Source organism: Actinophytocola algeriensis (assembly GCF_014203735.1).
In the GTDB taxonomy this organism is placed as follows: Bacteria; Actinomycetota; Actinomycetes; order Mycobacteriales; family Pseudonocardiaceae; genus Actinophytocola; species Actinophytocola algeriensis.
Genome location: NZ_JACHJQ010000003.1, coordinates 608,795 through 628,366 on the forward strand (window position 1 = coordinate 608,795; position 19,572 = coordinate 628,366).

Annotated in this window: 20 protein-coding genes; 11 read left to right on the top strand and 9 right to left on the bottom strand. The window is 69.6% G+C overall.

Annotated elements, in window-relative coordinates:
• Nucleotides 1-18 precede the first annotated feature (18 nt).
• Nucleotides 19-975, top strand: a complete 957-nt coding sequence (locus FHR82_RS15205) for an ATP-binding cassette domain-containing protein (protein ID WP_184811021.1) — start codon at nt 19-21, stop codon at nt 973-975.
• Nucleotides 972-1,772: an ABC transporter permease gene (locus FHR82_RS15210; protein ID WP_184811022.1), complete on the top strand. Its 801-nt coding sequence runs from the start codon at nt 972-974 to the stop codon at nt 1,770-1,772. Before FHR82_RS15205 ends, FHR82_RS15210 begins: the two co-directional genes overlap by 4 nt.
• Here the strand turns inward: FHR82_RS15210 and FHR82_RS15215 are convergent.
• Nucleotides 1,762-2,556 (bottom strand): arylamine N-acetyltransferase family protein, encoded by a 795-nt coding sequence (locus FHR82_RS15215; protein ID WP_184811023.1) that lies wholly within the window; start codon nt 2,554-2,556, stop codon nt 1,762-1,764. The genes FHR82_RS15210 and FHR82_RS15215 overlap by 11 nt on opposite strands.
• A 266-nt stretch (nt 2,557-2,822) precedes the next feature.
• On the opposite strand from FHR82_RS15215, the gene FHR82_RS15220 reads away from it, so the two are divergent.
• Both FHR82_RS15220 and FHR82_RS15225 read left to right on the top strand, forming a co-directional pair.
• Nucleotides 2,823-3,251, top strand: a complete 429-nt coding sequence (locus FHR82_RS15220; RefSeq protein ID WP_184811024.1) for a hypothetical protein — start codon at nt 2,823-2,825, stop codon at nt 3,249-3,251.
• Between the two features lie 594 nt (nt 3,252-3,845).
• On the top strand, nt 3,846-4,514 hold the full coding sequence (locus tag FHR82_RS15225) for a DUF4232 domain-containing protein (protein ID WP_184811025.1): 669 nt from the start codon (nt 3,846-3,848) through the stop codon (nt 4,512-4,514).
• On the opposite strand, the gene FHR82_RS15230 is transcribed toward FHR82_RS15225, so the two are convergent.
• On the bottom strand, nt 4,511-5,173 hold the full coding sequence (locus FHR82_RS15230) for a response regulator (protein WP_184811026.1): 663 nt from the start codon (nt 5,171-5,173) through the stop codon (nt 4,511-4,513). The genes FHR82_RS15225 and FHR82_RS15230 overlap by 4 nt on opposite strands.
• Nucleotides 5,170-6,888 (bottom strand): sensor histidine kinase, encoded by a 1,719-nt coding sequence (locus FHR82_RS15235; RefSeq protein WP_184811027.1) that lies wholly within the window; start codon nt 6,886-6,888, stop codon nt 5,170-5,172. Before FHR82_RS15235 ends, FHR82_RS15230 begins: the two co-directional genes overlap by 4 nt.
• A 188-nt stretch (nt 6,889-7,076) precedes the next feature.
• On the opposite strand from FHR82_RS15235, the gene FHR82_RS15240 reads away from it, so the two are divergent.
• Nucleotides 7,077-7,271: a hypothetical protein gene (locus FHR82_RS15240; protein WP_184811028.1), complete on the top strand. Its 195-nt coding sequence runs from the start codon at nt 7,077-7,079 to the stop codon at nt 7,269-7,271.
• Here FHR82_RS15240 and FHR82_RS15245 read toward each other — a convergent pair.
• Nucleotides 7,268-7,582 (bottom strand): ArsR/SmtB family transcription factor, encoded by a 315-nt coding sequence (locus tag FHR82_RS15245; RefSeq protein WP_184811029.1) that lies wholly within the window; start codon nt 7,580-7,582, stop codon nt 7,268-7,270. The two genes, FHR82_RS15240 and FHR82_RS15245, sit on opposite strands and share 4 nt — an antisense overlap.
• Before the next feature lie 95 nt (nt 7,583-7,677).
• Here FHR82_RS15245 and FHR82_RS15250 point away from each other — a divergent pair, with 95 nt between their 5' ends.
• Nucleotides 7,678-8,412, top strand: a complete 735-nt coding sequence (locus FHR82_RS15250) for a hypothetical protein (RefSeq protein ID WP_184811030.1) — start codon at nt 7,678-7,680, stop codon at nt 8,410-8,412.
• A gap of 56 nt (nt 8,413-8,468) precedes the next feature.
• On the opposite strand, the gene shbA is transcribed toward FHR82_RS15250, so the two are convergent.
• Both shbA and FHR82_RS15260 read right to left on the bottom strand, forming a co-directional pair.
• Nucleotides 8,469-9,122, bottom strand: coding sequence for an RNA polymerase sigma factor ShbA (gene shbA / locus FHR82_RS15255; protein ID WP_184811031.1), 654 nt, complete (start codon nt 9,120-9,122; stop codon nt 8,469-8,471).
• Nucleotides 9,123-9,269: 147 nt separating this feature from the next.
• Entirely contained in the window at nt 9,270-10,448 is a 1,179-nt protein-coding gene (locus FHR82_RS15260) for an endonuclease/exonuclease/phosphatase family protein (RefSeq protein ID WP_184811032.1), read from the bottom strand.
• A 52-nt stretch (nt 10,449-10,500) separates the two neighbouring features.
• On the opposite strand from FHR82_RS15260, the gene FHR82_RS15265 reads away from it, so the two are divergent.
• From FHR82_RS15265 to FHR82_RS15275, 3 genes are all read left to right on the top strand, one after another.
• Nucleotides 10,501-11,193: a TetR/AcrR family transcriptional regulator gene (locus tag FHR82_RS15265; RefSeq protein ID WP_311771092.1), complete on the top strand. Its 693-nt coding sequence runs from the start codon at nt 10,501-10,503 to the stop codon at nt 11,191-11,193.
• A gap of 70 nt (nt 11,194-11,263) precedes the next feature.
• The gene (locus FHR82_RS15270) at nt 11,264-12,160 is read left to right on the top strand and encodes an AurF N-oxygenase family protein (protein ID WP_184811033.1); all 897 of its coding nucleotides are present in this window, start codon (nt 11,264-11,266) and stop codon (nt 12,158-12,160) included.
• A gap of 31 nt (nt 12,161-12,191) precedes the next feature.
• A complete protein-coding gene (locus FHR82_RS15275) occupies nt 12,192-13,370 on the top strand; it encodes an RtcB family protein (RefSeq protein WP_184811034.1) in 1,179 nt (392 codons plus the stop codon).
• Between the two features lie 44 nt (nt 13,371-13,414).
• Here the strand turns inward: FHR82_RS15275 and FHR82_RS15280 are convergent, their stop codons facing one another.
• Entirely contained in the window at nt 13,415-14,017 is a 603-nt protein-coding gene (locus FHR82_RS15280) for a TetR/AcrR family transcriptional regulator (RefSeq protein WP_225944022.1), read from the bottom strand.
• A gap of 78 nt (nt 14,018-14,095) precedes the next feature.
• Here FHR82_RS15280 and FHR82_RS15285 point away from each other — a divergent pair, with 78 nt between their 5' ends.
• Together FHR82_RS15285 and FHR82_RS47410 are read left to right on the top strand one after the other, a co-directional pair.
• Nucleotides 14,096-14,938, top strand: coding sequence for an NAD(P)-dependent alcohol dehydrogenase (locus FHR82_RS15285; RefSeq protein ID WP_311771093.1), 843 nt, complete (start codon nt 14,096-14,098; stop codon nt 14,936-14,938).
• Nucleotides 14,935-15,057 (top strand): zinc-binding dehydrogenase, encoded by a 123-nt coding sequence (locus FHR82_RS47410; protein ID WP_311771139.1) that lies wholly within the window; start codon nt 14,935-14,937, stop codon nt 15,055-15,057. Before FHR82_RS15285 ends, FHR82_RS47410 begins: the two co-directional genes overlap by 4 nt.
• A 1,423-nt stretch (nt 15,058-16,480) precedes the next feature.
• Here FHR82_RS47410 and FHR82_RS15290 read toward each other — a convergent pair.
• The gene (locus FHR82_RS15290; RefSeq protein WP_184811036.1) at nt 16,481-18,973 is read right to left on the bottom strand and encodes a VIT domain-containing protein; all 2,493 of its coding nucleotides are present in this window, start codon (nt 18,971-18,973) and stop codon (nt 16,481-16,483) included.
• Entirely contained in the window at nt 18,970-19,563 is a 594-nt protein-coding gene (locus FHR82_RS15295) for a helix-turn-helix domain-containing protein (RefSeq protein WP_221463791.1), read from the bottom strand. The genes FHR82_RS15290 and FHR82_RS15295 overlap by 4 nt, the downstream gene beginning before the upstream one ends.
• Nucleotides 19,564-19,572 lie beyond the last annotated feature (9 nt).

A 19,572-nucleotide genomic window follows, 5' to 3' on the forward strand; every position in this document is an offset into this window, starting at 1 on the left:
GACGAACCGGGGGACCGCATGCCTACCGACACCGCCGTCCGGGCGGAAGCGCTGGTGAAGACCTTCGGGTCCACCCGCGCGCTCGACGGTATCGATCTCGAGATACCGACCGGGACCGTTCTGGGCCTGCTCGGACCGAACGGCGCGGGGAAGACCACCGCGGTCCGCATCCTGACCACCCTCTTACGTCCCGACTCCGGCCGCGCGTGGGTGGCCGGGCACGACGTGCTGGCCGAGCCGGACAAGGTGCGCAGGTCGATCGGTCTCTCCGGCCAGTACGCGGCCGTCGACGAGAACCTGACCGGCTTCGAGAACCTGTACATGGTCGGGCGGCTCTACGGCATGAACAAGCCGGACGCCCGCACCCGCGCCACCGAGCTGATCAACCGGTTCCGGCTGACGGACGCGGCGGCGCGCCCGTCGAAGACGTACTCCGGCGGCATGCGGCGGCGCCTCGACCTCGCGGGCGCGCTGGTGGCCGAGCCGCAGGTCGTGCTGCTCGACGAGCCGACCACCGGCCTCGACCCGCGCGGGCGGCTCGACACGTGGGAGGTCATCGGCGAGCTGGTGGCCGACGGCGCAACGGTGCTGCTGACCACGCAGTACCTGGAAGAAGCCGACCAGCTGGCCGACACGATCCTCGTGATCGACCACGGCAAGGTCATCGCGAGCGGCACCGCCGACCAGCTGAAGGCCGAGGTCGGCGGCGAGCGGCTGGAGATCGTGGTCGCGGAGGAGTCCGAGGTGGAGGCGACGACCAGGGTGCTCGCCGAGGTCGGCTCGGCGGAACCGACCGTCGACCGGCACGGCAAGCGGGTGCAGGTGCTGGTCGACGCCGGGCCGAAGTCGCTGGTGGAGGCGTTGCGCAGACTGGACGTGGAGAACGTGACCGTCCTCGACGTCGGACTGCACCGGCCCACGCTCGACGACGTGTTCCTGTCGCTCACCGGCCACGCGACGGAGGAGACCGCATGACCGTGCTGACCCAGGGCCTGCGTGACAGCGGCATCGTCGCGTGGCGCAACCTGCTCAACGTCCGCCGCAACGCCGACTGGCTGTTCGCCGCGGTGATCCAGCCGATCATGTTCGTGCTGCTGTTCGCGTACGTGTTCGGCGGTGCGCTCGGCGGCGGGCAGTACCGCGAGTTCCTGATCGCGGGCATCTTCGTGCAGACGATCTCGTTCAACTCGGCGTTCACCGTGATCGGCCTGTGCAACGACCTGCAGAAGGGCATCATCGACCGGTTCCGGTCGTTACCCATGTCCCGGCTCGCGGTGCTGCTGGGCCGCACGACGTCCGACCTCGTCGTGTCGGCGCTGGCGCTGCTGATCATGTCGCTGTGCGGTCTGCTGGTGGGCTGGCGGATCCGCGGCAGCTTCCTCGACGCGGTGCTGGCGTACCTGCTGCTGTTGCTGTTCGGCTTCGCGATGTCGTGGATCGGCGCGCTGATCGGGCTGTCGGCGCCGAGCGTCGAGGTGGCGCAGAGCGCGGGCCTGATGTGGTTGTTCCCGCTGTCGTTCATCTCGTCGGCGTTCGTCGGCGCGGGCACGATGCCGGGGCCGCTGCGCGTGGTGGCGGAGTGGAACCCGTTCACGGCGGTGATCCAGTCGGTGCGTGACCTGTTCGGCAACGAGGCACCACCGGGCATGGCGCCGCCGCCGGGCTGGCCCGCGGACAACGCGGTGCTCTACGCGCTGTTGTCGTCGATCGTGATCCTGGCGGTGTTCGTGCCGCTGTCGGTGGCGAAGTACCGGAGGGTGGCTAGCAAGTAGGCACGCGCGGCCGCAGCGCCGACACTCGCTCCGCAAGCTCCGCTCGGAACCTGAAGTGTTTCTCGTACGCGGCAAGGATTTCCTCGTCGGTGGCGAGTGTCGTCTCGGTCCGTTCGCCGTGGACTGTCTCGATGAGACGGTCGCCGCGGATCGTGACGCGCCCTGACCCGGTGGCGCGTGAACACCGTGGCCCGGAGCGGAAGTGCGACTCGGGCGAGCTCGCGTGCCACCAGGCGAAGCGCGCGAAGTCGGTGATCCTGCGTGCCCTCGGCTCGGCCCGGTACTGCGGCACGCCGTCCTGGAGCACGTCGACGTCCCCGCCCGGTGCGTCGACGACGAGGAACGAGCCGGCGGGGTCCTCCTGCGCCTCGGGCCAGTCCCGCCGCAGCGGGTAGGTGGTGTGCGCGCCGAACCCGACGTCGACGAGGTACCGCTCGTCCAGCTCGACGAGGAGCGCGAGGTGGTCGAAGGCGGGCGTGAGCGTGCCGTCCTCCCCGAACACGGAGGCGGCGAGGAGGCGCACGTCGTACCCGATGGCGGCGAGCAACGCGGCGAACGCCCCGTTGAGCTCGTAACAGAACCCGCCGCGCCGCCGGTGGACGATCTTGTCGACGAGCGAGTCCTCGTCGAGCGCGACCGGCTCCCCGAGCACGATCGACAGGTTCTCGAAGGGCACCGCCTCGACGTGCCTGCGGTGCAGCTCGCGGAGCGCGGCGGCGTCCGGCACGCCGGGCCGCCGTGCGCCGATCCTGTCGAGGTACCGGTCTGCGGTGTCGAGATCCATGAGTACACGGTGACCGCTCCACCTAGGTCGAGGTCAAGCAGAAAATTTTCCTCCGATAGACCAGTTTCGCCGAAATACTTGACGGATGCCCGGTGCTCGGCGCTAATGGGAATTGCTAGGCACGCAGAAGGATTCGTAACGAACCGGAAACGGTGAGAGGTGCTTCGGATGACCTGATGACCCGTCGGCGCTGCCGGGTCGACCTGCCGCAGCACCATGCCGTCGTTCCTGGTCGGACGGTATGAGGGGCAGGAGGTGCAGGCATCATGAACACGTTTCTGATCGCGTCGGGCGCTGTCGTCGTTCTGGTTTTCGTCACGAGGTTCGGGATGGGGAAGCGGCGCACCCGCGAGCTGGACAGGGACTTCTCCGTGGAGCTGGCTTGCAGCCGCTCCCGGGCCCTGCTGACCGCCGCGACCGCGGCCCGCGGTGTGCTGTGGGAAGTCGAGTTCACCGACAACGGCCTGCGCACGAAACACATCCGCGCTCGCAACGTCGTCCACGTGGCGATCTCCGATCTCCCCGACCGCCACGGCCGCAGCGTGGCCAAGGTGTGGACCCGCTACGCCCTGACCGACGCGGTGCTGATCCAACGCCCCCGCTCCTACACCGACACCCGCCGCAAGCGCGACAAGATCATCCGCGCGTTGACGGCCCACGCCGCTCCACGCCCACGAGACGTGAAAATCCGCTGACACCAACGGCCTGATGCCTCGAAAGGCGCTTTCGGGGCATGGGGCCTGATGCGTTGTTTCGGTGGTGTGGTTTGTCCTCGCCGGACGGGCAGGTCTCTGGGGTGCTTGAGCTTTGCCCCGCTTTCGCTTGCCCGTGCGGGCGAGACCGCGTTCGCGGGGGGCCGGGATGTGCTTTGGTTGCTGTGAAAGGCGCGCGCTGTCAGTGCGCCGGGGCGGGGTTCGGTGACCGGCCGCGGTCGTGAAGCCGGCGATGGCGGTGCCGCCCGCGAGCGACCCCAGCGCGATGCCGACGTTGGCCGCGGACGCGGGCAGCGACTGCGTTCCGGTCGGCGATGCGTTCCGCCGGGACGACCGCGACGCCCGGTGGGAAACCCGTCGCCGCCACCGGACGTGCGCTCCCGGTTCTCGCTTCGGCCGGGTTTGCCCTGGTCGACCGAACGCGAGTGACGATTTCTCACTGTCCGTGCACAAATGTCGTTTTTTCTTCCCCAAAGAGGGGTAGTTCTGGTGGGAAGCAACCCTGAACGCGGCCGAACGTCCTTGTAAGTGGAAGTCAGTAGATGCGTCCAGTGGTGTCGGGGCCAGGTGGAGGCGATGACCATGCTGCGAAACAGGATCGGTGCGGGCGTCATGATCGGCGGAGCGTTGCTGCTGCTCGCCGCCTGCAACAGTGGGGGAACGGCCAGTCCGGGAGATCCGGACGTGCCGGCCATCCCGCAGAGCACGTCCCAGCAGGCGACGACCACGCCGCCACCCAGTTCGACCGCGCCCAGCACGGCGCAGGCGGAACAGCCGCCGCCGAGTGTGGGCAGCGACAGCGGAACCAGCAGCACCGAGTGCAAGGTCGCCGACCTCAAGCTGAGCCTCGGCGGCGGTGACGCCGCGGCGGGCACCGCCTACCGGAACCTCGTCTTCACCAACAAGGGCAGCCGCACCTGCACGATGCAGGGCTTCCCCGGCGTCTCGTACGTCGCCGGTGATGACGGGCACCAGGTCGGGCCCGCTGCCTACCGCACCGGCAAGAAAGGGCCGGCCGTCACGCTGAAGCCGGGCGGCAGCGCCTTCGCGGACGTCGGGTTCGTGCAGGTCGCCAACTTCGACCCGGCCGTCTGCAAGCCGACCGAGGTGCGCGGGCTGCGGGTGTACCCGCCGCACGACTACGACTCGATGTTCCTGCCCAACGCGGGCACCGGCTGCGCGGGCACTCCGCCCGGCAACCAGCTGACCGTCGCCACGGTGCAGAGCGGTACGGGCGGCGCCTAGTTCCCGCCGCCGGTCATCAGCCCGGTGCGCCACGCCCACGCGGCCACCTCGACGCGGTTGCGGGCCCCGATCTTGGCCTGCACCGCGGCGAGGTGCGTCTTCACCGTGGAGAGCGACAGGTACAGCTCGGTGCCGATCTCGGTGTTGGTGAGCCCGCGCGCCGCGGCCTGCACGACGTCCAGCTCCCGCTCGGTCAGCGGCTCCGTCGTCTGCTCGGCCGGCGCGGTCGCGTTCGCCGTCGAGAAGTGCTTCAGCAGGCGCACGGTGATCTGCGGCGACACCAGTGCGTCACCGCGGTCTGCCGCGCGGACCGCTTCCAGCAACAGCGCCGGGCCCGCGTCCTTCAGCAGGAAACCGTTGGCGCCGTTGGACAACGCGGTGTGGACGTACTCGTCGAGGTCGAAAGTGGTGACCACGACGACCTTCAGCGGGTCCGGCACGCCAGGACCGGCGAGCGACTTGGTCACCTCGAGGCCGTCCATGCCCGGCATGCGAATGTCCAGCAAGCAGACGTCCGGCCTCAGCTCCCGTGCCCGCCGCACCGCCGACACCCCGTCGGCGACGTCCGCCACCACCTCGATGTCGTCCTGCGTCTCCAGGATCATCCGGAAACCCGCGCGCACCATTTCCTGATCGTCTGCGATCAGTACCCGGATCACGTTCCCTCTTTCCGCAGCGGCAGCCACGCCTCGACGCTCCAGCCGACGTATCCGCTCGGCCCCGCGTCGAACCGGCCCCCGAGTAGCTCGACCCGCTCACGCATGCCGACCAGACCGTAACCGCCCGACCCGCCGGCCGGGTGCACCGGGCGCTGCGAACCGTCGTCGGTCACCCGGATGTGCAGGGTGTCGCTCGTCGTCGCGGCCACCAGCACCCGCACGGACGTCGCGTCCGGTGCGTGCTTGCCGACGTTCGTCAGCGACTCCTGCACCAGCCGCAGCACCGACCGGCCGACCTCGTGCGGCAGCTCGCCCGGCAGGTCCAGCTCCAGCTCGACCGGCGGGCCCGCGAAGTTCTCGGCGAGCCCGGCGAGGTCGCCCGCCAGGTCGGTCGTGGCCTGCTCGGCCATGTCGGTGTTGCCCGCGGTCCACGCGGCCGTGCCGTCGCGGAGGCTGCCCACCAGCGTGCGCATCGCCTTCAGCGCCTCGGTGCCGCTGCGTTCGATCTTCTCCAGCGCGGGCACCGCGACCTCGGGGTTCTTCTCGGCGACCATGATCGCGGCCTGCGCCTGCACGACGATGCCGGTGACGTGGTGCGCGACCACGTCGTGCAGCTCGCGGGCCAGCGCCATCCGCTCGCCCTGCTGCGCGGACGTCACCGCGGCCTTCACCGTCTGGTTCCGCTCCCGGTCCCGCGCGCGGAAGTACACGCCTGCCGCGACCGACACGAGCAGCAGGAACAGCAGGATCAGCACCATGTTCGCGTCGGTGATCGCGCTGCGGTACCGCACCGACGCCGCCAGCACGAACGCGAGCGACAGCCCGGCCGTCGCCCACGCGGCCTGCTTCGGTGCCACGAAACGCACGACGTAGGCGATCAGCGCCATGCTCGCGGCGAGACCGGTGAACGACAGCGGTGGGCCGTTGTTGCCGCCGTACATCGCGGAGACCAGCGCGGCGAACAGTTGCACGCCCGCCGCGAGCCACGTGTTCCGCAGCGGGTACTTCGGGCCGAAGAACGCGCACACGCTCGCCCCGACCGCGCCGGCGATGGCGACCATGCCGTCGATGCCGCTCTCGGACAGCTCGATCAGCGCGAGCGCGCTGAGCGCGGCGCCGAGCGGCCACTGCTTGCGGACCAGCGCACCCATCTCGGTCTCGACCCGCTGCTTGGCCGTGCGGCGCAGGTACAGGCCGGTGCTGACGGCCGCGACCAGCAGCATGAACCCCAGCAGCAGTGACTGCAGCACGTCGGACGGGGTGATGAGCACGGTGAACGAGTTCTCGTACGGGTCGCAGTAGTACTCGCAGTACCGCTGCCGCAGGACGATCGACGCGAGGCACGACACCACGAGCGCGGTCGTGCAGGCGAACGCGACCAGCGGCGTCGTCCGCCACACCACCAGCACGACCAGCACGGTCCCGGCGATCAGCTCGGTGAGCATGATGTGGGACAGCGCGATCGACGGCGTGATCACGCCGACCGCCCGCATCAGCACCGACGACGCGGTCAGTGTGAACGCGCCGACGATCGACGCGGTCGCCGGACGGTGCACTCCCAGCCACGCGCACGCGGCGAAGATCGCGGCGCCCGGGATGGCCAGCACCGACTTCCCGCTCGCCGACACCCCGGTGACGATCATCGTGAAGTCGAGGAGCAGGGCGATGCCCAGCAAGGTGGCCAGCCAGCGATGTGGCACCGGTTGCGGTGTCATGCGGTCAACGTAGGACAGCGGTGCGTTCCCCGCCTCGGCCGACCGGCGGGCCGGGGTCGGCCGATCGGCCAGTACGGGCCAGCCGTGCGGTGACCGGTCGGCCGGGCGGGCGCGGCTGTTCGACCGATCCGCGGGCGGGGTCTCCGGAGAGAAGCTTGTGACCAGGAAGTTCACCGGAGGAGGAAGACATGCTGCAGGCGGTTCTGGTGTGGGTGGGGGCAGTGCTGGCGATCGGCCTGCTGCTGGTGATGGCGCTCGGCCCGGTCATCGTGGAGCTCGACTCGTGGTGGTTCGAGCGGCGCCACAACAAGAAGATCGCCAAGAAGAAGGCGCGCACGAGCGAGGCGCCGGTGGCGCACCGTGTACCGCACCCGGTGGGCTAACTCGCGTCGAGGACGGTGCGGACGAGCCCGGGGAAGCGCTCGTCCAGCTCGTCGAGGCGCAGCGTGTTCATCCGCTGCCTGCCGTCGTCGTACTGGCGGAGGATGCCCGCCTTGCGCAACGTCCGGAAGTGGTGGCTGAGCGTCGAGGCGGCGACCGGCAGGCCGAACGTGCCGCAGGGCCGGTCGCCCTCAGCGAGGAGCAGCCGGACGATCTGCCGCCGCGTGGGGTCGGCGAGGGCCCGGAGCAGGTCGTCGACCTCGACGGATGCGACGTCCGGGTGCGAAAGCGGCGCCCACCGCCCGATCGGCATTCCTGGCAGACCTCTCAGTTCTCTTCGACACCTAACGAAGACTCTACCGGCGCTCCGGTGTATTCGACACACATCGAAAACACCGGAGGTTCGGCATGAAAGTCCCATTCGTCCTGGCGGTCGTGGCGGCAGCGGTCGGTCTCTCGGCGACCCCCGCGGCGGCTGACGACCTCGCCCACCCCGCCCCGCTGGGTCCGCAACGGCCCTACGAACCCACCGTGGCGGGCCCGGAGAACATCGAGTCCGGCGACGTGACCGTCAACCGGCTCGGCGGCGGTGTCTCACTCACGTTCGACACCGCGCGCCGCACGGCGACCGGCGAGAAGCCGTCCGCGCCACGCGAGTTCGTGTTCCTGTTCGACAACTCGATCCGGTTCAACCCGTACGCGTTCCCGACCTGCGGCAGGGCACAGCTGGCCGAGCAGGCCTGCCCACCCGGCTCACAGGTGGGCTCGGGCCGCGCCACGTTCCACCCGGCGGGCACGTCCGAGGTGCTCGTCTACAACACCAGTTTCGCGAACGGCATGCGTGGCGTGCTGATCACGCTCCCCGCCGCTGGCACGGTCCTCGACAACACCCTCGAGCCGGTCATCGGCGACTACCAGAAGCGGTACACCTGGGGATTCCACGAGATCATCCCGGTGAGCGACATCCCGCCGGAGCTGCGCGGCTCGACCACCGAGTTCGAGGTGACCTTCGGCGCCACCTGGAACGGGCAGGACTTCATCCAGTCCTACGCCCGTCCCGGCACCAAGCTGGACTTCGGCGTCTGGAGCCACTACGTGACCGGTCAGAAGACGCTGACCGAGGGGCGGACGACGCGGCCGTGACGTGTGTATCGGCGGCGCGGGAAGCCCCCTGCGACTCCCCGCGCCGCCGAAGTCCGTCAGCGGGCGACCGTCTTGCGCAGCCGGTTGAGCGCCCGGTGCTGTGCGACGCGGACCGCGTCCGGGGTCGTGCCGACGGCGTCCGCGGTCTCCTGCGCGGACATGCCCATCACGACCCGCATCACGACGATCTCGCGCTGGCGCGGCAGGAGCGTCCGCAGCAGGTCACCGGCCTGCTCGACCAGCTCGCGGCGCAGCGCGATCTGCTCGGGGCTCTCGTCGACGAGGATCGTGTCCGGGGTCTCCGCGGTCGGCAGCGAACGGTCCCTGGCGGCGGCGCGGTGGACGTCGGCCACCTTGTGCGCCGCGACGCCGAACACGAACGAGAGGAAAGGACGGCCGAGGTGCCGGTAGGTGGGCAGCGCGCGGAAGACCGCGATGCAGACCTCCTGCGCGACGTCGTCGGCGGAGCTGATCGGGCGCACCCGGCCCAGCTTCGTGCGGCAGTACCGCACCATGATCGGCCGCAGGTAGGCGAGCAGCTCGTCGGTCGCCGCGTGGTCACCGGCGGACGCGGCGGCGGCCACGTCGTCCAGGTTCACCCTGTTCACCGGGCGTGACCACGCCGGAGCGATGGCCGTCGGCGTGGTCACACCCGCCAGCTCGGCTTCGAGCTGGGCGAGATCGACTTCTGGCTCTGCCGTGCACAACATCGCGCGCCTCCTGTGCCCCCGGCTGTTGTGTTCACTCAAGAGAGCACGAACAGGCGGCACAAATACGTCGGCGGCGAAATCAGATCCCCGCGGAACCAAACCGTTGCCCCAAAGGGCAGAACGCCTGCACGGGACGTGTGCTGGCGGTTACCGCTTGCTGATCAGCACGTCCACGCGCACGAGGTGGTGGTCCGACGCGTCGTTCAGCCGGGACAGCTCGTCGGTCGGCCAGTAGACCGCGGCCCGCACCGGCCACAGGCCACGCGACGGGAGCACGTAGTCGGCACGCAGGTTGCCGGGCGCGTTGTCGTTGAAGTCGGCGGTGTCGAAGTACGGGTTCGACCGGTGGGTCAGGTTCGCGCCGCCCTGGGTCTCCGCGGCGAGCACACCGCCCGCGCTGCCCGGGCGCGGGTCGATCACGCGCGGTGCGTGCAGCAGCTGCTGGATCGAGCCCGGCACGCTGTCGCCGTCGAGCGGGTCGGAGTTGTTGTCGCCCGCGACGACGAACTTCTGGCTCGGGTTCAGCCCACCTCGGCGGTGCTTGTCGTCGTAGATGTAGCGACCCTTGCCCGGCGTCACGTAGTCCGCCCAGAACCGGATCTCGTCGTGGTTGCGGGTGCCGTTGCGGTCCTCGGCGCCGTCGAACGTGGGCGGCGTCGGGTGCGACACGAGGAAGTGCACGGTCTCCCGGCCGATCCTCACCGGCACGTCCCAGTGCGACTTCGAGGACAGGCGCAGCACGTCGAGGACTTCTGCGGAGTACCAGTCCTTCGCCGCCGGGGTCGCCGGGTCGTCCGGCAGCATCGCGTTCGGCATGTCCTTCCACAGGAAGTGCTGGAAGGTCCGGACGTTCTTGGTATCGATCGGGTACTTCGAGAGGACGAGCATCCCGTACTGGCCCTCGAACAGGCCGAAGCCGTGCGCGTCGTTACCGGTGGTCGTGGTGCCGTCGCGGTCCAGGTCGAAGCCGGTCAGCACACCCGTGTTGGACGGCGCGATGAACGCGTACGGGTAGTCGACGGGCCGGGCGCCGTTCTGGCCGCGCTCGAGGTAGTTGTCGCGGAAGAGGTCGACGGCGGCGGGCGCGTAGTCGAACTCGTTGATCAGCAGCACGTCCGGGCGGTTGCGCTGGATGACCTCGGCGACCTCGCGGGCCTGCGCGTTGTCCGGCGTCGAGAGGTCGGCGACCAGCTGGCCGGCGGCGCCGCGGTTGAGCGAGGCGTTGAAGGTGGCGAAGCGGACCGACTCGTGGCCGGTGGCCTGGGCGGTCGGAGCGGTGAGAACACCGGCGACGAGCGCCAGCGCGGGTAAGAGCAGTAGACGCATGGGCCACCCTGACACGGCCACGTGAACGGTGTCGCGGGGATACGGTGAACGGGTGGCGGATTCTCCTGCGGCGGTGGTCAGGACACCCAAGAGCGAGGCGACTCGCACGCTGATCGTGGAGACGGCGCTGCGGTTGTTCCAGGAGAACGGCTACGACAAGACGACCATGCGGGCCATCGCCAAGGAGGCGGGGGTCTCGGTCGGCAACGCGTACTACTACTTCTCGTCGAAGGAGCAGCTGGTCCAGGGCTTCTACGACCGGATAACGCAGCTGCACGACGAGGCGTGCGCGGACGTGCTGACCAGCGAGAAGGACTTCGCCAAACGTTTGCGCGCGGTCCTGCTGGCGTGGCTTTCGGTGGCCGCGCCGTACCACGAGTTCGGCAGGCAGTTCTTCGTGAACGCGGCCGACCCGGACAGCCCGCTGAGCCCGTTCTCGACCGAGTCGAGCCCCGCGCGCGACGCGCAGATCGCGTTGTTCCGGCGCGTGCTGGAGGGGTCGACGGCAAAGGTCGACCCCGACCTGCGGCCCGAATTGCCGGAGTTGCTCTGGTTGTACGAGATGGGTGTCGTGCTGTTCTGGGTGCACGACCGCTCGCCGGACTGCCGGCGCACGCGGATGCTCGTGGACCGCACGGTGCCGCTGCTCGACCGCGTGATCGGCCTGTCCCGGCTGCGGCTGCTGCGGCCGGTGACCAGGGAGATCGTGCAACTCATCGGAGATCTGACGCGTCCGGAAGCTTGACAGGGGAGTGTGCGGCGGTCCACCTTTGTGCGTGTTACTTGTCGTAACATGTACTTTCGGGAGGATCGCGATGGCGCGAGTGCTGCAACCCAAGGACCGGGACGTCACCGCTGAGCGGCTGCTCGACTCGTCCATGCGTAACTCCTACGACCCCGACGTGGACGTCGACTGGAACGCGCCGCTGGTCGACGGTCTCGGGTTCATGCCGGAGGAGCGGGTGTCGCTCTACGGCACGCACCTGTGGGACCGCCTGACGCCGGAGCAGCGGCTGGAGCTGTCGAAGCACGAGATCGGCAGCATCACCAGCGTCGGGCTGTGGACCGAGATCGTGCTGATGCAGCTGCTCGCCCGCTACGCGGCGGACCTGGACCCGCGCAGCCCGCACACGCACTACGCGCTCACGGAGATCGGCGACGAGACCCGCCACGCGATCATGTTCGGCAAGGGCATCGCCCGGCTCGGCCTGCCTGCCTACGGCCCGCCGCGCGTGGTGCGGGTGCCCGCGAAGCTGTTCGGCGCGATCATCGGCGGGCCCGCCATGTTCGCATCGGTGCTGGTGGTCGAGGAGACGACCGACCGGCTGCAGCGCTCGATGCTCGACGACGAGCGCATCCAGCCGATGATCCGCATGATCAACCGGATCCACGTGGTGGAGGAGGCCCGCCACGTCCGGTACGCGCGGGAGGAACTGGTGCGTGGCATGTCCAAGCTCTCGCGCCCGGCGCTGGAGCTGCACCGCCTGGTGACGGCGGTGGTCGGGGCGACGGTGATGGACATCCTGGTGCACCCTGGCGCGTACGCGGCGGTCGGTCTCGACCCGCGCGAGGCGCGTCGGGTGGCGTTGGCGAACCCGCACCACCACGAGTCCCGCCGGTGGATGGCGGAGAAGATCGTGGCGTTCCTCGACGAGGTCGGCATGATCGGCGGCCCGTCGAAGGCGATCTGGAAGCGTGCCCACTTGATTTAAATCGCTGGTTCCGTTCTCTACTCTGGATTTCATGGCAGCTACGACGATTCCAGGGAAGCACGTCGACATTCGCATGTGGACCCGGCCGGAGACGGTCGAGGAACAGGCGATGCGGCAGCTCCAGAACATCGCCGCGCTGCCGTGGACCTTCAAGCACGTCGCGGTCATGCCGGACGTGCACTACGGGAAGGGCGCCACGGTCGGCTCGGTGATCGCGATGCGCGACGCCGTGTCCCCGGCCGCGGTCGGGGTGGACATCGGCTGCGGCATGACCGCCGTCCGGACCTCCCTCGACGCGGCTGACCTCCCGGCCGACCTGCGGCGCCTGCGTGCCGAGCTGGAGCGGGCGGTGCCGGTCGGCTTCGGCCAGCACCGCGCGACCGCGTTCACCGACCGCGACGCACGCGACTGGGACACTTTCTGGCGCGGCTTCGAGGACCTGACGCCCGCGGTGAAGGCGAACTCCGCCAAGGCGCTGCACCAGATGGGCACGCTCGGCGGCGGCAACCACTTCATCGAGATCTGCCTGGACACGGCTGGTCACGTGTGGGTGATGTTGCACTCGGGTAGCCGCGGCATCGGGAACCTGTTGGCGCAGCACCACATCGAGGTGGCGCGGGGCCTCGCGCACAACGAGTCGCTGCCGGACCCGGACCTGTCGGTGTTCCTCGCGAACACGGCGGAGATGAAGGCGTACCGGCATGACCTCTTCTGGGCGCAGGACTACGCGCGCCGGAACCGGTCCGTGATGCTGCGGCTGATCTGCGACGTGCTGCGCAAGCAGTTCCCGCAGGTCACGTTCGAACAGCCCATTTCGGCGCACCACAACTACGTCGCCGAGGAGACCCACTTCGGCGAGGAGGTGCTGGTGACGCGGAAGGGGGCCATCCGGGCAGGCCGCGGTGACATGGGCATCATCCCGGGTTCGATGGGCACGGGTTCGTACATCGTGCGGGGCCTGGGAAACCCGGACTCGTTCGAGTCGGCGTCCCACGGTGCCGGCAGGCGGATGTCCAGGAACAAGGCACGCAAGCAGTTCACGGCCGAGGACCTGGCAAGCCAGACCGCGGGCGTCGAGTGCCGCAAGGACAACGGCGTGGTGGACGAGATTCCGGCCGCCTACAAGGACATCGACGAGGTGATCCGCAACCAGGAGGACCTCGTCGAGATCGTGGCGAAGCTGAAGCAGGTGGTCTGCGTCAAGGGTTGACGGTTACGTGGGGTCGCGGGCGGCGCGGCCCCACGTCCGAGCCATCAACCGATCGCGTGCTGCAGGGCGAGTGGTGCGGGCGGTGGCAGCGACCCAGCCTGGTTGGTGTGGAACGCCTGCAGCAGATAAGCGACGAGCCGCCGAGACGCGGCAAGCGCGACTGCGGGGGAGTCGGCGGTGATGCCGGCGTTGGCCTGGAGGATCAACGCGAGGTCCGCGGGATCGAAGTCAGCGCGCAGGCCGCCGGACTCCTGCGCGCGGCGAACCACTGCGGCGAAGCCCTCTTCGGCGCGGGTTCGTGCCTTGTCGAAGTCGATCGCGTCGGGAAACGCGGTCAGGAAAGCGGCACTGAACCCCCGGTCGATCACCTGCATGGCGCAGACTTTCTCGATGGCCGAGCAGAAACCACGCCACGGATCCGGGTCCGCCAGCGCGTCGTCCACAAGCGACAGACACCCGGCAAGCTGGTCGGCGAACACCTCGGTGATCAGTGACTCCCGGGTGGGGAACCGCCGGTAGAGCGTCGCCACCCCAACCCCGGCCCGCCGGGCGATGGCGGCCATGGGCACGTCGAGCCCACGCACCGCGAACGCGTCCCGGGCCGCGTCGAGAATCCGGTCCCGGTTCAGCTGAGCATCGGCACGCAAGCGAGACGAACCACCAGGCATGTCTCTCACATTAGCCAGAACTGGAGTCCCCCGTCCGCTTATGACGTTGGTGTGGACATGAACGAGATGCGAGCAGCCCTCTACGACAGGTACGGCCCACCCGAGGTCCTGTACGAGGGCAGGCGACCAAAGCCGACGGCCGCCCCAGGCCAGGTACTGGTCCGGGTACACGCAACAAGCGTGAACGGCGGCGAACTACACGTCCGAGCAGGCAAGGTCCGCCTGCTCACCGGGACGATAGACCGAGGCTTCCCGAAACCCATGGGCGTCGACTTCACCGGCGAGGTAGCAGCAACGGGCCCGGACGTGAGCACCTACCGCCCAGGCGACCGAGTATGGGGCCTACTACCACGCCGCTTCGGCGCAGCAGCAGAGTTCGTGGCGGTGGATGCTCGCCAACTGGCCCCGGCCCCGGCAACCGTCGACCTGGTGCAGGCGGCCGCTCTGCCCGCGGCGGGCACCACAGCGATAACCGCGCTGAGAGACAAGGCCCACCTACAACCGGGCGAACGCCTACTGGTGCGTGGCGCGAGCGGCGGCGTAGGCAGCGTCGCGGTCCAACTGGGCCGCGTGTACGGCGCGCACGTAACCGCACTGGCGAACCCCAAACACCGCGAAGCCCTGCAAGACCTGGGCGCACACGAGGTACTCGACTACCGAACCACGACCCCAGCCGACCTACCCCGATACGACGTCGTCCTGGACACAGTGGGCACGGAGTTCCCCGCCTACCGCGACCGCTTGACCCGCTCAGGCCGCATGGTCGCGATCTCCTTCGACACCGACCACCCGTTCACCTCCCTCGCGTACTCATCGGCTCCTCGGTCTTCATCCGCCGCAAAATCCACTTCTTCAGCGGCAACCCAAAATCGGCCCTACTGGCCGAACTGTCCCGCCTGACAGACAACGGCGCCATCCGCCCGGTCGTGGACACGGTGTACTCGCTGTCCAAGATCGCGGAAGCCCACCAAGCCCTGGAAACAAGGAGCGTCCGCGGAAAACTGGTAATCCAGATCTGACGCCCCGCCACGGCAACCCCGCCGCGAACGCCCTCGCTCGCCAACTCATGCACCACACCCGAGGCAGGACCACCACAGGAGGCATCGCCTGCTCCGCCCACCGCGGGCGCTGCCGTGGTGGAGCCGCAATCGCCCCACCGCACCCCAGGCCCTGGAACCGCAGCACCCAGCCCAGCCCGCAGCACCCGCCGGTCAGGATCCCTGGCTGGACTGCGATGCCAGGCTGAACTGCAACCGGCCTGGATTGCGGTGCCTGGCTCAACGGCGGCCAGCCTGGATGCGGTGCCAGGCTGGTTTGTAGTGCTCGCGCGCACCCTGGCGCCCATCCGGCCCGCAGCGCACGCCGGATCACGACGTTCGCTCGAACCGCGATGCTCGCCCAGACCGCAACGTCTGGCCGCATCACAGCACCCGGCCGGAGCGCAGTGCAGCGGCGGGGCCGCCGAGCTGGCCCATCGCCGTATCAGGCCCACAGCACCTGGTTAGGCTGTGGTGTCCGCCAGATCGCAACGCCTGGCTGCATCCCAGCGCCCGAACCCGCGGTGCAGCGCTGGGCCGTCGTGCGCTCGGACCGCAGCGCGGACCGTCGAGCTGGCCAATCGCGCTACCAGGGCCCACAGCGCCTGGCTAGGCCGTAACGTTCGCCCAGACCGCAGCGCCGCCGCCGCGCTCGGATCGCTGCGCGTGGCTGACCCGCGGTCTGGCGGGCTCGTGGTGCTTGCCCCGATCGTGGTGCCTGCCCAGACGCAGCTGCTGGGCCGTTCATCTAGCTGAGCCGCCGGGCTTCGCGCGGATCCTTTGTTTGCCCGGATCGCCGTGCATCGCTGGCCTCGGCCTCGGTCGGGCTCGTGGTGGTCGCCCCGATCGTGGTGCCTGCCCGGACCGCAGCTGGGCCGGTGTGCTGGCTGGGATCACCGTGCTTGGCTGGGATGCCTTTTCCGGATCGCCGTGCCTCCTGGATCGCTGGCTTGGCTGGGCCGCTCTGCCCGACCAGTGGTTAGCCACGCTTGGTGGGTCGGGGTGCCCGCCGAACCGCAGCGGCTGGGCCGCCCTGGTCGCCCGAGTCGCCTGCGTCCGGATCTCCTGTCCGTCCCGGTCGCTCTGCCTGGCTGGCTCCGCATCCGGCTGGGGCTGGGCCGCCTTGGCCTTCCAGCCCCCTGTGTTCGGATCTCCTGCCCATCCGGGGCGCTCTGCCTGGCTGGGGTTCGGCGTTCTGCTGAGCTGGCGGGCTGCTGTCCGGGTTTCTCTGTCCGTCCGGATGCCCTGCCCGCCTCGATCGCTCTGCTTGGCTGGGCTCAGTGCCTGGTTGGGTCGGGCGGTCCGTCCTGACCATTGCGGGCGGGGCCTGCGGCGGGGGAGCCACCTCGATGGCGCCGTGGTCGCTCCGGGTGGTGGGCGGGGCGACCACGGGCGTCTGTCGTGGTCAGCGTTTCCAGAAGGGGCGGCGGGTGCGCGGGGTGCCGCCGGTTGTTAAGGACTCCAGTGTGGTTAGCGCCTGGTGCCAGCGGCGGTCCACCTCGGCCGGGTCGGCGGTTGGGGATGCCAGCTCGGTCGACAGTGTGCCCAGCGTAGTGCGTGCCTCCTGCGGTTCGTTGTTCTGCTTCCAGACGTCCAGCAGCACTCGGATGCGCTCCGACAGTGCCGTCAGCAGGCCGGCGCGCAGCCACACGTCCTGGCCGTCGCTGCCGCGCAGGCGGGTCAGTTCGTCCTGGACGAACGTTGTCAGCGAAGCGCCGTCACCCGGTGCTGGTGGTGGCGGAGTCGGCTTGCCGCCTCGCGTGCGTCGCTTTCCTGCCGGGGGGACCAGCGGGCGTCCCGGCACTCCCGCCGCCGGAGACGGGAAACCGCCGGGTACTGGGCCGCTCGGCGGGGGGCCACCGTAGCTGCCTTGGTCGTAGCCGCCGAAGCTGTCAGGTGCGCTGCCGTAGCCGCCCTGCATCCCGTAGTTCGGCGCCGGAGCGCCTCGGGTCGCCTCCGCCGCGCTGAAGCGGGCTGCCGCGCCGAAGGTCGGCATGCTTGCCGGCATCGCCGCCGCGCCCGCGGGGGCTGCTCCCGGAACTTCCCAGCCGCTCGGAAGGTCCACTGGTTGTGTGACGCGGCGGGTGTTGCCGCCTTCGTTCACCACGCGCTGGTCGACCGCCACGAACGCCGTGAACCTCGACAGCACGCCGAACTTCAAGGACGTCTCGACGATCTGCTCTTCCAGCGATGTCTGCCCGGTGACGTACTTGTCCTCGAGGTCGCGGAGGTTCGCCCGCGCCCACAGTGCCGCGAGTGCCGGGTTGTCGCTCTTCGTGGCCGACAGCCTTGCCTGCAAGCCCGGCTGACCGCTCACTGTCACCGCTCCGTCCGGCGAGCCGGTGTAGCGGCCCATCACCACCACCGGTGCGCCCGGGAAGACATCCGGGATCGGCGCTGGTGCCAGCGTCGTCATGTCCACCGCCAGCCCGTCCGGTGTGACCTGCAGGTCCGTCAACAGCGGCGTGCCGATCCTGCGGTGGATGTTGTGCATCGCCTCGTCGAGGCGGTCCTCCGACTCCACCAGTTCGCACCGGCCCTGTGAGCCCGCGAGTCGCTGCAGGAAGCCTTCGTTCACGGCCCGGTCGATGCCCACCGTGTGCACGCGGACACCGGACAGCTTCGACGACAGCTCGTACAGGAGCTGGTCCTCGTTGCCGATCTGGCCGTCCGTGACCAGGACCAGCACGCGCTCGCGGACCGCGACCTCCCGGAGGAGTTCCGCGCCGCGGCGCAGTGGCGCCAGCATCTCGGTGCCGCCTCGCGCGTCCAGGTTCGACAGGAACTCCACGGCGCGGAATCGGTTGCGGTCGGTCGCCTCCACCAGCTGTTCCGGCAGCGTGGGCGGGGTGTCGATGAGGTGGTCGAAGGCCAGTACGGCGAACCGGTCGTCGCCGCCGAGCGTGTCGATGATCCTGGCCGCGGCTCGCCGGGCGGCCACCATCTTCCAGCCACCCATCGACCCGGAGCGGTCCAGGACCAGCACCACGTCACGGCCGCGCTTCGGTGCCTCGCCGGTAGGTGGCAGGACGGTCAGCGCGAAGGTGCCACCCTGCTCGTCCTCGTCCGGCAGCACCGCGAGTGCCGTGGTCACCGCCGACTCGTCACCCACCTGCAGCCGCAGCAGGAAGTCACGGTCGGCGCGCTCGCCCGGGTTCAGCCGGATCCGCAGCCCAGTGCCCGCGTCCTCGATAGCCGTGGCGTGCAGGCTCGACCGCACTCCGGCCAGCGGAAGGCCCGCGGAGTCGACGTCCACCTCCAGCGACAGGTCGACCGGGTTCGGAAAGCCGGGGAGCAGCACCGGCGGCGAGATGCGGGACGCGTCGGGCACCTCGTTGGTGTCCAGCGCGGTGCCGTCACCCACCTGCTCGCCGTCGACGGGCTGTCCCGGGATGTACTTCGGCGCCACCACCAGCGGGAACCGGTACGTGGCCTCGCCGTCCTCGTAGGACAGGGCACCGGCCAGGGTCAGGTGCACGGTCACCCGCTCGCCGGACAGGATGTTGCCGACGCGCATGGTGAAGACACCCGGTCGCTCCTCCTCCGCGATCGAGGCGCGTTTGCCCTCCTGGATGGCCTGGTCGTAGGTGGCGCGTGCCTCGCCGCGCTCCTTCAGCACGCCTTCGACCACCCGGCCGTCGGCTTCCATGCGCATCGCCGTGACCGCCGCGCGCGGTGGCAGCGGGAAGACGTACGTGGCCTCGAGCGGTTCGTCGTACGTGTTGCGAAAGCCCTGCGTCAGCTCGGTGTGCGACGCGAGACCAGTGATCCTCGCGCGGACGTCGATCGACTCCAGCGGCAGGTTGCCGTGCTTCGTCCGCAGGCAGCCGAGCCCGTCGTCGTCGGTCGGCCGGGCGGTCACCTCCGCCTGGTCGATCAACTCGATGTCGGTGCTCATCGGCGTTCCTTTCGTGGGGTCAGGCCGAGCCGCTCGAGAGCGTCCAGCAACGGCGTGGCGGCCGCTGTCAGCTCCTCGATCTCGGCGTCGTCGAGAGTGCGGGTGACACCGTTCAACAGAACGGTGACACTGTCACCGACGCGGAAGGCCGGGACCAGGTTCCTGACAGCGTGGATGGCGGTGTCGGCCGCGACACCGGCCAGCAGCGACGGGCTGACCTCCGCCTGGATGGCCGCCGACGGGTAGACGATGTCCACCACGGGGCGGGAGACCTTGGGCAGCTCGGCGAGCTCGGCGAGTTCGTCGTCGCTCGCGCCGACCAGCCGCTCCTGTACCTCGGCCAGCGCCAGGCCGTTTGCCTGCAGTTTCTTGATGGCGGCCAGCTGCAGTGCATGACGCTGGCCGTACAGCGCGACCCGGCCCCGGGTCGCCAGCGGACGGTCGACGAGTCCGATGGTCGTGTACCACCGGATGGTCCGCCCGTTCGGCAGCTCGCGGACCCGGCCGCTCCGCTGCCCGTCGTAGTCCTCGGCCAGCAGGTCGGCGACACGTTCCGAAAGCTGTTCGAGGGTGTACAGCTCGTCGCTCATGACAGCTAT

Coding starts and splice junctions, on each gene's coding strand:
- FHR82_RS15215 (WP_184811023.1), bottom strand. CDS start 2,556: ATGGATCTCGACACCGCAGACCGGTACCTCGACAGGATCGGCGCACGG.
- FHR82_RS15210 (WP_184811022.1), top strand. CDS start 972: ATGACCGTGCTGACCCAGGGCCTGCGTGACAGCGGCATCGTCGCGTGG.
- FHR82_RS15260 (WP_184811032.1), bottom strand. CDS start 10,448: ATGCGTCTACTGCTCTTACCCGCGCTGGCGCTCGTCGCCGGTGTTCTC.
- FHR82_RS15225 (WP_184811025.1), top strand. CDS start 3,846: ATGACCATGCTGCGAAACAGGATCGGTGCGGGCGTCATGATCGGCGGA.
- FHR82_RS15250 (WP_184811030.1), top strand. CDS start 7,678: ATGAAAGTCCCATTCGTCCTGGCGGTCGTGGCGGCAGCGGTCGGTCTC.
- FHR82_RS15285 (WP_311771093.1), top strand. CDS start 14,096: ATGAACGAGATGCGAGCAGCCCTCTACGACAGGTACGGCCCACCCGAG.
- shbA (WP_184811031.1), bottom strand. CDS start 9,122: ATGTTGTGCACGGCAGAGCCAGAAGTCGATCTCGCCCAGCTCGAAGCC.
- FHR82_RS15270 (WP_184811033.1), top strand. CDS start 11,264: ATGGCGCGAGTGCTGCAACCCAAGGACCGGGACGTCACCGCTGAGCGG.
- FHR82_RS15245 (WP_184811029.1), bottom strand. CDS start 7,582: ATGCCGATCGGGCGGTGGGCGCCGCTTTCGCACCCGGACGTCGCATCC.
- FHR82_RS15220 (WP_184811024.1), top strand. CDS start 2,823: ATGAACACGTTTCTGATCGCGTCGGGCGCTGTCGTCGTTCTGGTTTTC.
- FHR82_RS15290 (WP_184811036.1), bottom strand. CDS start 18,973: ATGAGCACCGACATCGAGTTGATCGACCAGGCGGAGGTGACCGCCCGG.
- FHR82_RS15295 (WP_221463791.1), bottom strand. CDS start 19,563: ATGAGCGACGAGCTGTACACCCTCGAACAGCTTTCGGAACGTGTCGCC.
- FHR82_RS15275 (WP_184811034.1), top strand. CDS start 12,192: ATGGCAGCTACGACGATTCCAGGGAAGCACGTCGACATTCGCATGTGG.
- FHR82_RS15205 (WP_184811021.1), top strand. CDS start 19: ATGCCTACCGACACCGCCGTCCGGGCGGAAGCGCTGGTGAAGACCTTC.
- FHR82_RS15235 (WP_184811027.1), bottom strand. CDS start 6,888: ATGACACCGCAACCGGTGCCACATCGCTGGCTGGCCACCTTGCTGGGC.
- FHR82_RS15240 (WP_184811028.1), top strand. CDS start 7,077: ATGCTGCAGGCGGTTCTGGTGTGGGTGGGGGCAGTGCTGGCGATCGGC.